The sequence below is a fragment of the Paenibacillus suaedae genome (assembly GCF_032337355.1).
Taxonomy (GTDB): Bacteria; Bacillota; Bacilli; order Paenibacillales; family Paenibacillaceae; genus Paenibacillus_B; species Paenibacillus_B suaedae.
In genome coordinates this window covers 1,298,611-1,311,323 of the sequence record NZ_JAVYAA010000002.1, presented here as the reverse complement: position 1 = coordinate 1,311,323, position 12,713 = coordinate 1,298,611, and the positions used below count along the sequence as shown (strand labels likewise).

Sequence of the window (12,713 nt, the reverse complement as noted above, 5' to 3'; positions counted from 1 at the left end):
GGATGCTGCATGTCTACTGACCGATTTGCCAAGGCGGAGACGGGAGCCTGGGTAGGAATTATCGGGAATATCTTATTAGCTGGAGTCAAGGGAATAGCCGGATTTTTGTCCGGGAGCCAGGCGCTTATCGCAGATGCCTTTCATTCTGCTTCGGATGTAGCGGGTTCATTCGCTGTTCTAGTCGGTTTGAAGGCGGCTAAGCGTCCTCCAGACAAAGATCATCCATATGGTCACGGCAAGGCAGAATCGATTGCTGCAATTGTCGTATCTGTACTGCTGCTGGTCGTGGGAATAGAACTGGCAATCTCTGCGGCTAAGTCAATATGGAATGGAAAAGTCGTCGTGCCAGAGTGGTATGCGCTGGCAGCTATTATTTTGTCCATCGTAGCGAAGGAGAGTATGTTCCAGTACAAGTTCCGATTGGGCAAACGCTTATCGTCCCAGGCATTAATTGCGAATGCGTGGGAGCATCGATCTGATGTATACTCGTCTATTGCGGCACTAGTAGGTGTTGGGGGAGCAATGATTGGCGGCAGACTAGGCATTAGCTGGCTTCTCTATTTAGATCCGATCGCGGGTGCTGTTGTAGCTCTGCTCGTCCTACGAATGGGGTATCGGCTCGTACTGGACTCCATCCACTCCACCATGGATCACGTCCTGCATGATGAGGATGCGAATCCACTGATTCGAGCAGTGCAATCCGTTGACGGTGTGATTACTGTTGATGAGCTGCGAGCGCGCGAGCATGGACATTATGTGATTGTAGATGTCAAAATTAGCGTCAATCCTCGCTTGACGGTAGCGGAAGGGCATGCGGTTGCCAAGCGAGTCAAAAAACATTTATTGCAGCGGTTTATCCATGTAGCGGATGTATTCGTGCATGTGAATCCATTCGATCCGGGATTCCCTTATCGATCTCAGGAAGCACGTGGTGACGATGCCTCCACATTGCTGCAATAAGGATAATAAAGGAGATAAAGAATGCTTCATCCACGTTCACGGTGGATCTGCGCGGCAACGTCAGACGAGCAAGTGAGTCAATTGGCACAAGAAGCCAAATTATCGCCATTGTTGGCTCGTATGATGGTCGTACGTGGGATTGACACTGCGGAGCAGATCCAGCAGTTTTTACATGCTGATGTCAACCAGCTGCATGACCCGTTCCTCATGGCAGGGATGGAAGAAGCGGTGGAACGGATAAGACGGGCGTTAAATAGCGGAGAGAAAATTCGGATTTATGGTGACTATGATGCGGATGGCGTATCGAGTACTTCGCTTATGATTTACCTGATGAGAGAGTTAGAGGCGAACTTCGATTACTATATCCCGCATCGTGCGAATGAAGGATATGGACTCAACAATGGCGCGATTGATGATGCGAAGGCACAAGGCTGTACGCTTATCGTAACCGTCGATACTGGCATTAGTGCCGTAGAGCAGGTTGCCTATGCGAAGGAGCTTGGCATTGATATCGTTGTTACGGATCACCATGAGCCGCCTGAGCAGCTTCCAGAAGCATATGCCCTCGTCAATCCGAAGCTTCCTTATTGCCCCTACCCATTCAAGGGATTGGCTGGGGTGGGCGTAGCTTTTAAGCTGGCTCATGCATTACTCGGCAATGTGCCGGAACATTATCTGGAGCTTGCTGCGATTGGAACAGTGGCTGACTTGATGCCGCTGCTTGGAGAGAATCGAGTCATTGTTCAGGAAGCATTGAAACGCATGGCTCGTTCCCAATATGCGGGCATTCGCGCTTTGATGACCATTGGCGCGATAGATCCAGCAGAAGTAACATCGACAAGTATTGCCTTCTCAATGGCCCCGCGCATAAATGCAAGCGGTCGGCTCGATCATGCCGATATCGCGGTTCAATTGTTAACGGCTGATGAGGATGAGACAGCTATCGCTTATGCATCTGAACTGGATCGATTGAATAAGGAGCGGCAGAAGATCGTAGAAGGGATCGTGAAGGAAGCAGAGGCGCAGTTGACGGAGAAGATGACTGATACAGGCGAGGTTCCGAATGTCATCGTTCTCGCAGCAGAGGGCTGGAATGTCGGCGTTATCGGCATTGTTGCTTCGAAGATTGCAGAACGCTATTATCGGCCTACCTTCGTGCTTGGGATTGATGAAGAATCAGGACTTTGCAAGGGCTCGGCCCGTTCGATTGCAGGGTTTGATTTATATGAATCGATGACGGAATGCGCAGAGGTGTTCGAACACTATGGCGGTCACCAGGCTGCCGCCGGGATGACGATTCATCGCGATCGATTATCCGAGCTGGAGGAGCGCTTGAATAAGACGGCTGCGGAGAGATTGACCGAGGATGATTACATTCCATGCACGGAAGTCGATGCGGAATGTGAGCTTGATGATGTTCCGCTGGAAGTAATTGAGCAATTAGGGCGTCTAGCGCCGTTCGGAATGGGCAATCCTAGTCCGCGTGTGGTTATTCGCAACGCGGTAGTACGCGATAAGCGCACGATGGGGAAAGAAGGACAACATTTAAAGTTGATGTTAGGCAAAGAGCGTGCTACATTGGATGCGGTGGCATTTCATAAAGGGGCATTGTCCTTCCGAATTGCCAATGATGTGCAGGTTGATGTGCTTGGAGAGCTGTCGATCAATGAATGGAATGGACAGCGCAAGCCGCAGTTGATGATGCAGGATATCCAGATTACAGAACGACAGCTATTCGATCGTCGCGCAACTGCTCGTCCACTTGAATCAGCGATTGAGTTGGCAAGAACACTCGAGCAGGATGAACCGCAGACGAGCGCTCTACTTATGACACGAGAGCAGGCAGGAGTGTACGCCGCTGAACCGTTCGTCTGGTTTTATAGCGATGAGCTTGAAGGGCCTACCGTCATACCGAGCTCCTGGGCATGGGCAGCGGATGAATCCATGCTTGAGAACGTGTCGAAGCATATCCATGAGCTCGTGCTGTGCAGTATCCCTCCATCGGAATGGGAGCTGAAGCGGTTGGCAGATCAGCTTCCGAATGTAGGAAGAATACATGCCATACTCCCGCGCCAGCCGGAAGGCGGGCGGCTGTACACGCCTAGTCGTGATCGAATGGCCTATGCATATAGCGAGCTGAAGCGAGTCGGCACTTGGGATATGGAAGTGTCAACGATGTCTTCGCTTGCGAAGAGATTGCGTATGAATGAACGAGAACTGCTGATGCTGATGGAAGTATTTAAGGAATTGGACTTTATTACTTGTACATCTTCTTCGAACAACAGCGTATACAGCATTGTACAGCAGCCGAAGAAAACATCACTTGAACAATCACAGCGCTATCAGGATTGGATGACCGCAGCGGCCTGGGAATCTCGCTGGTACGAACCAGCGACTGAGGAATTAGCGGCATGGATATGGTCATATTGGGATGAAGCGCGTTGCAAGTAATCTATATTATATTTGGATAATTCCAAGGGAGGATTTTTAATGGATTTAAAACAGCATATTCGGGTGATTCCTGATTTCCCACAACCAGGCATCAGCTTCAAGGACATAACAACATTGTTGAAGGATGGCCAAGCCTACAAGGCGACCATTGAAGCGATGCATGAACTCGTAAAGGATAAGCAGATTGATCTCGTAGCAGGACCTGAAGCGCGCGGATTCGTAGTAGGTGCTCCATTGGCATTGTCTATCGGAGCTGGTTTCATTCCTGTCCGCAAGAGTGGTAAACTTCCAGGAGAGACGATTGAGGTCGGTTATGACTTGGAGTATGGCAAGGATAAGCTTGCTATGCACAAGGATGCTATTCAGCCTGGCCAAAAAGTGCTTATCGCAGATGACCTGCTCGCTACGGGCGGTACAATCAAGTCAACGATTGATCTCGTTCGTCAGTTGGGCGGCGAAGTCGTTGGTGCGGTATTCCTGATTGAGCTTAGTGAATTGAACGGCCGTGACAAATTGGGCGAAGGCATCGACGTTATTTCGCTCATTCAATATTAATTCGTTCTCTTGTGAAGCAACGATAATAAAAATCCCCTGCCGTCTCTTCTTCCGTGATAGATGAAGATGCGTGCAAGGGATTTTTTTGTATGATTCAATACTATTCGTTAGACAAGTGAAGCTTGTCCAGAATGATGAAGAACAGGTTCAGTACGATTGCGAGCACAGTAGCAAGCGCCATCCCTTTCAATTCAACAGCACCAAACTGGAGCTTGGCACCGCTGATCCCGATGACGATGACGAGTGTTGTCAGCAGCAGATTCTTCGGCTTGCTGAAGTCAACCTTGGAGTCCACAAGAACGCGGAGACCGGATGCAGCAATGACCCCGAACAAGAGCAGGGATACGCCGCCCATAACGGGAACAGGAATGTTCGCAATCAATGCGGACACGTTGCCGAAGAACGACAGGATAACTGCGAATACAGCAGCGCCGCCGACAACCCATACGGAGTATACGCGTGTCAGCGCCATAACGCCGATATTTTCACCATATGTTGTATTCGGTGTGGAGCCCATGAAACCGGAAATGACAGTCGAAATACCATTACCAAGCAAGGAACGATGCAAGCCAGGTTCTTTGGATAAGTCTTTTCCTACAATGTTGCTCGTTACCATCAAGTGACCGATATGCTCCACGACAACGACGAGCGCCGCGGGAATGATGGTAAGTATGGCAGTCATATTCCATTCTGGGGTAGTAACCGTTGGCAGTGAGATGAACGATGCCTCAACGACCTTATCCATATTCACATAGCCCATAAGGTAAGCCGACACATAACCAGTAATAATACCGATCAATATCGGGATAATCTTAAAGAACCCTCGGAACATAACATTACCGATTACGGTCACACCCAATGTGATCAATGCGAGCGTTACTGCTTTCCCATCCAATGGGGCATCTGGGCCAGCAGGAATGAAGCCAGACATGTTGGCAGCAACCGGTACAAGTTCCAAACCGATAACCGCAACAATGGCGCCCATCGCCGCAGGAGGGAACAATACGTCAAGCCAGCGAGTGCCTGCCATTTGGACAATGAGAGCCACTACGATAAATATAATACCCGATACGATAAAACCGCCAAGTGCTTGTGCATAATTCTCCGCATGACCAGAGAGAACGACCATAACCGGAGAAATGAAGGCGAAGCTCGATCCCAAATAAGCAGGAATCATACCGCGGCACAGAATGAGATAGAATAGTGTACCTAGTCCGTTCATCAGCAGTACAATCCCTGGATCGACCCCAAATAGGTTAGGTACAAGCACGGTTGAACCGAACATGGCGAACAAATGTTGAATGCTGAGCAGCAGTCCTGGAGCGAAGCCAGGTTTTTCATGCACTTGAATTTCGCGTTGCAAGCGAATGCACTCCTTTTTCAAATATGTAGTTGTATTCGGGCGTGTAAACAATCAGTGTTCAAAAAGTTCGAGCTTCTTGAATTACCGCTTTCAGACCCAACTATATAATTTACAGGTTAAGCCCCCTTCATTTCAACAACATTTTACTCGATTTGCATAAAAAAACGTCAAATGCCCATAAGAATCGAGATTATTCTGCAAATTTCGACATATATAAACACCACTCACGGATGATAAGGATCGGAAACCATTGACGAGTGACACCGAATAAAGGCATAATTATAGGATACTCTGTAATCTAGGGGAGGTGCCCCCGGATGAAGAAAGGAACCGAGTCGACTCCAATGGGTATCGAGCATTTAATTGAGAAAGCTGCGACCTATATGAAAGAACCGGATCTCGATCGCATCCGCGATGCATACGAATTTGCGGACAAAGCGCATACCGGACAAGTCCGGAAATCCGGTGAACCTTATATATTGCATCCGTTGGCCGTTGCAGACATCGTTGTTGGCATGCAGATGGATCCTACCTCTGTCGTTGCGGCCTTGCTGCACGACGTCGTAGAAGATACATCTGTATCCCTGGAGGAAGTGCGAGCTAAGTTCGGGGAGACATGCGCGATGCTCGTTGACGGACTGACGAAGCTGGAACGCATCCAATTCCGCTCTAAAGAAGAGCAGCAAAATGAAAACTATCGCAAAATGTTCGTAGCTATGGCAAATGATATCCGAGTCATCGTCATTAAGCTGGCGGACAGACTGCATAATATGAGAACGCTCAAATATCAGTCGGAGGAAAGCCAGCGCCGTATCGCGTATGAAACGTTGGAAATCTTCTGTCCGATTGCGCATCGTCTGGGTATTTCCGCGATCAAATGGGAGATGGAGGACATTGCGCTTCGGTATTTGAATCCGCAGCAGTATTATCGCATTGCGAATTTGATGCATAAGAAGCGGGCAGAACGTGAGCAGTACATTTCGGATGTCATTTCCCGGATCAAAGAAAAACTCGATGAGATGGGAATTACAGCTGATCTGTCAGGACGCCCAAAACATATTTATAGTGTGTACAAAAAAATGACGGCGAAGAGCAAGCAGTTCAACGAGATCTATGATTTGCTTGCCATTCGAATTATTGTCGACAATATTAAAGACTGTTATGCGACCTTAGGGATTATCCACACACTGTGGAAGCCGATGCCAGGTAGATTCAAAGACTATATTGCGATGCCGAAGACGAACATGTATCAGTCCTTGCATACAACGGTCATCGGACCTACGGGCGAGCCTACGGAAGTTCAGATTCGCACTTGGGACATGCACCGTACGGCCGAGTACGGTATCGCAGCTCATTGGGCCTACAAAGAGGGGAATGGCACGATTGGCGGCAGCTTCGAAGAGAAGATGCACTTCTTGCGTGAAATCTTGGATTTGCAACAGGAAACCAAGGATGCCCAGGAGTTTGTAGAGTCGCTCAAAATGGACTTCTTCTCTGATCTCGTATTTGTATTTACGCCGAAGGGAGAAGTTATTGAGCTTCCATCCGGTTCAGTACCGCTCGACTTCGCCTTCCGCATCCATACGGAAGTTGGAAATCGGACGATAGGTGCGAAGGTGAATGGACGGATCGTACCGCTTGATCATCAGCTGAAGACTGGGGATATCGTTGAGATCTTAACTTCAAAGCATTCCTATGGTCCTAGCCCGGACTGGATTAAGATCGCACAATCTTCGCATGCGCGCTCCAAGATTAAGCAATGGTTCAAGAAGGAGAAGCGAGAAGAGAATGTGCAGAAGGGCCGGGAATCCATTGAACGTGAACTGAAGCGTCTTGGGCTCGAGACATCCGTATGGATGGCCGATGAGAAGCTGATGGAAGCAGCCAAGAAATTCAATTTCAACGATATTGAAGATATGATGTCTGCCGTAGGCTTCAGCGGGATTACTGCAGCGCAGGTATGCACCCGCATGACGGAGAAGATGCGCAAGGAAGCCGAGGAAGCAAGTCAGATTGAATTAACGCATGAAGTGAAGGAAGTCAAGAAGGAGCCTGTTCGCAAGCATCGTCCGACTCACGGCATTACCGTTAAGGGAATTGACAATCTCCTCGTTCGCTTTGCACGGTGCTGCAATCCAGTGCCGGGGGACGATATTGTCGGCTATGTAACCCGCGGCAGAGGTGTATCTGTCCATCGGGCAGATTGCGTGAATGTCGTATCGACAACGGATGGCGAAGACGCTGCACGGATGATTGATGTGGAATGGGGAGAGTCTGCTGAGGCGAATTATAGTGTCGATATCGAGATTACCGGGATGGATCGACGTGGTTTCTTGAACGAAGTGCTGCAGGCTGTATCCGAGAGCAAGACCAATATTGCAGCAGTATCAGGCCGTTCTGACCGTAATAAGCTGGCGATGATTCATATGACGATTCTCATTCGAAATACGGATCATCTTCAGTCTGTAGTAGAGAAGATCAAACGAGTAAAAGACGTATATACAGTGCAGCGAATTATGCAATAATTCGCTGCCTTTTTACATGCAGGTGTGTTGGTAATAGAAGGATAAAATGGCGTATGACAGGAACGCTTAACTAGCGCCGCCTCCTGTGTGTTGTGACTGCAATATGGGACTGCAAGGAGGATGACGACATGAAGGTAGTTGTACAGCGCTGCAAGGAGGCGCATGTGGATGTTGATGGAGCAACGGTTGGCAGCATTGGACAGGGTTTAATGCTTCTTGTGGGCATTACACACGAAGATACAGATCGAGATATCGAATGGATGGCGGATAAACTTGCAGGTCTTCGTATTTTTGAAGATGAATCTGGAAAAATGAACAGCTCAGTGCAGGATGTAGGCGGCAGCATTTTATCGGTGTCTCAGTTTACCCTATACGGGGATTGTCGGAAGGGAAGACGCCCGAACTTCATGGCAGCGGCTCGTCCTGAGCAGGCTGAACCACTATATGATTTATTCAATGAACGTCTCCGTACACTAGGGTTGGAAGTTGCGACTGGGAAGTTCGGAGCCATGATGGATGTGCATCTTATTAATGATGGACCGGTTACGCTAGTCGTCGATAGCCGTACCGAATAACAGCTACCTGGCTGGCTATACTAGAACTGGCACTTCTGTGACGCACAAGGCAAAGGAGCGATTCGATGCGCCAGTCCCTGCATCAGTTAGCAATCCAGTACAGCTGCTTGTCAGGAATGCAGTCGCTGCGTGAATCCGCTGCGGCATTGCAGCAAGAGGAAGAGCACAGGCAAGCGACACGCCGAAATGGCGAAGGCATGAAGCGGTAAACTAATCGAAGTCTGCATCACACCAGTGGATGCGCCCTTTTGGGGCGTATTTTTTTGCTTTGATGTTGGAGAGGAAGAGCCAGAAATAAAGCGCTTTATTTTTTGTAATCTTATTGTAATCTTTGTTTCATGTTTCCTTAACATTGGATACCTATAATAACAGACATGACCCCCTTTTAATAATATATCTTATTGATAAACCTACAGTGATGTAGGTTTTTTTCTTGACTTTAGCGTGCTACATCCTTACAATGTTCTTTATATTCCGACTTTACAGTAAATGAAAATGATGATTTGATGACAGGAACAAGTAATTCGTACCCACATATGCAGAGAGAGGTTCCACGGCTGGAAGAACCTTGATGATGGACGGATGAATGACATCCTCGAGAACCTGCGGCGAAGCGAGAAGCATCGATCTTGGATAAAGCATTGAGCTCTCAAGGTAGGACACCTAATGTCCAAGTAGCCGTATGGCGTATGACGTACGTTACACGTGAATGAAGCGTAATCGGAGATTTCAATGTGCAGCCGATATAGGGCACAATGCTTGCGATTGCGGAATGTGGGTGGCACCACGGGTGAATGGAACATACCATCTCTCGTCCCTTTGCAAATGAATCATTTGCGGGGCGGGAGATTTTTTATTTTATAGACAAAACGATTAGGAGGTTAGCGCTCATGGCATATCAAAAACCTACGGGTACGCAGGATTTGCTGCCTGGCACGGTTGAAATTTGGCAAACGGTTGAGCAAAAAGCTCGGGATATCTGCCGTCGTTTCAACTTTAAGGAAATCCGGACTCCAATCTTCGAACAGACTGAGCTGTTCGAGCGTGGTGTTGGTGAAACAACGGATATCGTTGAGAAGGAAATGTATACGTTCCGGGATAAGGGCGACCGCAGCATGACACTGCGTCCAGAGAATACTGCAGGCGTAGTTCGCTCGTATGTAGAGAACAAGCTGTATGGTGAACCGGACTTGACGAAGCTGTATTACATGGGGCCGATGTTCCGGTATGAACGCCCGCAGGCTGGTCGCTATCGCCAGTTCCACCAATTCGGCGTGGAAGCCTTCGGGTCTGTTGATCCTAGCTTAGACGCTGAAATTGTTGCTCTTGGCTATCAGTTCATGAAGGATATTGGCTTGAGCGGTGTTCGCGTCGAGATTAACTCTGTCGGCAACGCACCGAGCCGTGCAGCTTACCGCGAGACTTTGCTTGGCTTCCTGATGCCGATGAAGGAGACACTGTGCAAGGATTGTCAATCCCGGATGGAGCGTAATCCGCTGCGTGTGCTCGACTGTAAGGTCGATCAGGACAAGTTCACGAATGCACCATCGATTCTGGACAGCTTGGATGAAGAATGTGCAACACACTTCGAGAAGGTGAAGCAGCACTTAACGGCGATGGGCGTCGAGTATGAAGTGAACCACCGTCTTGTGCGCGGCTTGGATTACTATACGCATACGGCATTCGAATATAAGGCCCAAGGGATTGGAGCCATTGATACCGTAGGGGGCGGAGGCCGCTACAATGGTCTAGTCGCTGATATCGGCGGTCCTGAGCAGACAGGTATTGGCTTCGGTATAGGGATGGAGCGAATTGTGCTTCTGCTTGATAAGCAAGGCATTGCCTGCAATGAGCAGCCGCCGCTTGATATTTATCTCGTAGGACTTGGTGAACAAGCAGAGGATGAGGTGACGAAGCTGTTGTACGCATTGCGTACAGCTGGCATCGCTGCCGAGAAGGACTACCAAGGACGCAAGATGAAAGCGCAAATGAAATCAGCCGATCGCATGAAGGCTCGGTATGCAGGAATTCTCGGCGATGACGAATTGGCACGTGGAGAGATCGCGTTGAAGCATCTGGAAACAGGAGAGCAGCAGTTCGTGAAGCTGGAGCAATTGGCTGAAGCAATCGAAAGAGCTTAACTAGGCTCAATTCCATTCGTAAATGGATGAACTATATTAATGTGAGGAGCGTGCATCCTATGATGTACAAAACGCATCAGTGCGGAAAAATTACAAAAGAACGAATTGGCGAAACGGTTACCCTGAATGGATGGGTACAACGTCGTCGTGACTTGGGCGGGGTATTATTTATCGATTTGCGCGACAGAAGTGGTCTTGTACAGGTCGTATTCAACCCTGATTTCTCTCAAGAGGCTCACGACATTGCAGATCGTGCGCGTAACGAGTATGTGCTTGCTGTTCGCGGTACAGTCGTTGAACGCGATGCAGAAACGGTGAACCCGAACCTGCCAACAGGAGAGGTAGAAGTACGCGTAACGGAAATTGAAATCTTAAATGCAGCGAAGAACCCGCCATTCTTCATCGAAGACGGCATTGAAATTGATGAGTCCCTTCGTTTGAAATATCGTTACCTCGATCTTCGTCGTCCGGAAATGCAAAAGACACTGATGCTTCGTTCCAAAGCAACAAAAGTATTCCGTGATTTCCTGGAAGAGAACGAGTTCATCGATGTAGAAACACCAATCTTGACGATGATTACGCCAGAAGGCGCACGTGACTACCTAGTACCAAGCCGTGTGCATCCAGGCGAATTCTATGCACTTCCGCAATCGCCACAAATCTTCAAGCAGCTGCTTATGGTATCCGGCGTTGAGCGTTACTATCAGATTGCGCGCTGCTTCCGCGATGAAGACTTGCGTGCAGACCGTCAACCAGAATTCACTCAGGTGGACATCGAAACGTCCTTCATGTCTACAGAGCAATTGCATGAAATGATGGAGCAATTGATGGTTCGTTTGTTCAAGACAACATTAGGAGTAGATATTCCTACGCCATTCCAACGCATTACGTATCAAGACGCAATGGAGAAATACGGCTCCGATAAGCCGGATCTTCGCTTTGGCCTTGAGCTTGTGGATGTGTGTGATATCGTTCAAAACAGCGGTGTGAAGGTGTTCGCGTCAGTAATCGAAAAGGGCGGCGTTGTTAAAGTCCTGAATGCGAAAGGCTGCGGAACATGGAGCCGTAAGGACATCGACGACTTGGCACCGTATGCAGCACGCTATGGTGCGAAAGGCTTGGCTTGGATTCAAGTGAAGGACGGCGAATTCCGCGGTCCGATCGTGAAGTTCATGAGCGAGGAAGAAATCGCATCCCTTCGTGAGCGCACAGGCGCAGAAGAGGGAGACTTGCTGCTCTTCTCTGCGGACAAGCGTAAAGTGGTATACGATGTGCTCGGCAACCTTCGTCTCTTGATCGGCCGCCGCTTGAACCTGATCGATGACAATGCATTCAAGTTCGCATGGGTTGTTGACTTCCCATTGCTTGGCTACGACGAAGAAGCGAAGCGTTATGTAGCGGAACACCATCCGTTCACACGTCCGAAGGACGAAGACTTGGCATTGTTCGACACAGATCCAGGCCAAATCCGCGCTCAAGCTTATGACCTTGTCTTGAATGGTTATGAAATCGGCGGCGGTTCGATGCGTATTTACAACCGCGATGTACAAGAGAAGATGTTCGCGGCGCTTGGCTTCACACCAGAAGAAGCACAACAAAAATTCGGCTTCTTGATGAATGCCTTCGAATATGGTACGCCTCCACACGGCGGTATTGCATTCGGCTTGGATCGCCTCGTAATGCTGCTTGCAGGACGTACGAACTTGCGCGAGACGATCGCATTCCCGAAAACGGCAAGCGCAACAGATTTGATGACAGATGCGCCTAACGTAGTTGATAAGTCTCAGTTGGATGTTTTGCATATTAAGTCGACGTACAAGAAGAAAGAAAAAGAAGAGAAGACTCAAGAGAATAACGAAGAGCAATAAGCCGGACGGCTGAAAAGAAGCTGTTAGCATATAACGCCCCTCTCCCGAAATTCCTATCTAGCGGATGCTTGGGCAAGGGGCGTTCCGCTATGTTCTTGAGCCCGTCTATGGTACGATAGAAGGTAGTAGATTAAGCATCTAAGATGCGAACTTGATGCATGATGGCTTTTTGTGCAGAAGTGTTGCCATTTGTGCAGAAGTGTGCCAATTGACGGGCAATATTGCACATCACACGATGCATAAACCATGCATGGATAATGAGACGCAGGAGGAAG

General features: G+C 48.8%; 9 protein-coding genes. 8 read left to right on the top strand and 1 reads right to left on the bottom strand.

What is annotated here, in order from left to right; translation table 11 throughout:
- The first annotated feature begins 9 nt into the window (after positions 1-9).
- Genes RQP50_RS13485 through RQP50_RS13475 form a run of 3 tightly spaced genes read left to right on the top strand, consistent with a single transcriptional unit; the run spans position 10 to position 3,966 of the window.
- Positions 10-960, top strand: coding sequence for a cation diffusion facilitator family transporter (locus RQP50_RS13485; protein ID WP_072730357.1), 951 nt, complete (start codon positions 10-12; stop codon positions 958-960).
- 21 nt (positions 961-981) lie between these two features.
- On the top strand, positions 982-3,411 hold the full coding sequence (gene recJ / locus RQP50_RS13480; protein WP_315745734.1) for a single-stranded-DNA-specific exonuclease RecJ: 2,430 nt from the start codon (positions 982-984) through the stop codon (positions 3,409-3,411).
- A gap of 39 nt (positions 3,412-3,450) precedes the next feature.
- On the top strand, positions 3,451-3,966 hold the full coding sequence (locus RQP50_RS13475; protein ID WP_315745733.1) for an adenine phosphoribosyltransferase: 516 nt from the start codon (positions 3,451-3,453) through the stop codon (positions 3,964-3,966).
- 100 nt (positions 3,967-4,066) lie between these two features.
- Here RQP50_RS13475 and uraA read toward each other — a convergent pair whose 3' ends face one another.
- A complete protein-coding gene (gene uraA, locus RQP50_RS13470) occupies positions 4,067-5,329 on the bottom strand; it encodes a uracil permease (protein ID WP_072730359.1) in 1,263 nt (420 codons plus the stop codon).
- A gap of 344 nt (positions 5,330-5,673) precedes the next feature.
- Between uraA and RQP50_RS13465 the strand changes: the two genes are divergently transcribed.
- From RQP50_RS13465 to aspS, 5 genes are all read left to right on the top strand, one after another.
- Positions 5,674-7,854, top strand: a complete 2,181-nt coding sequence (locus RQP50_RS13465; protein WP_072730470.1) for a RelA/SpoT family protein — start codon at positions 5,674-5,676, stop codon at positions 7,852-7,854.
- A 128-nt stretch (positions 7,855-7,982) separates the two neighbouring features.
- Positions 7,983-8,429, top strand: coding sequence for a D-aminoacyl-tRNA deacylase (gene dtd / locus RQP50_RS13460; protein ID WP_072730360.1), 447 nt, complete (start codon positions 7,983-7,985; stop codon positions 8,427-8,429).
- Positions 8,430-8,494: 65 nt separating this feature from the next.
- A complete protein-coding gene (locus tag RQP50_RS13455; RefSeq protein WP_162833953.1) occupies positions 8,495-8,638 on the top strand; it encodes a hypothetical protein in 144 nt (47 codons plus the stop codon).
- A 681-nt stretch (positions 8,639-9,319) separates the two neighbouring features.
- On the top strand, positions 9,320-10,570 hold the full coding sequence (gene hisS, locus RQP50_RS13450; RefSeq protein ID WP_268625943.1) for a histidine--tRNA ligase: 1,251 nt from the start codon (positions 9,320-9,322) through the stop codon (positions 10,568-10,570).
- 59 nt (positions 10,571-10,629) lie between these two features.
- A complete protein-coding gene (gene aspS / locus RQP50_RS13445; protein WP_268625942.1) occupies positions 10,630-12,438 on the top strand; it encodes an aspartate--tRNA ligase in 1,809 nt (602 codons plus the stop codon).
- Positions 12,439-12,713: the final 275 nt, after the last annotated feature.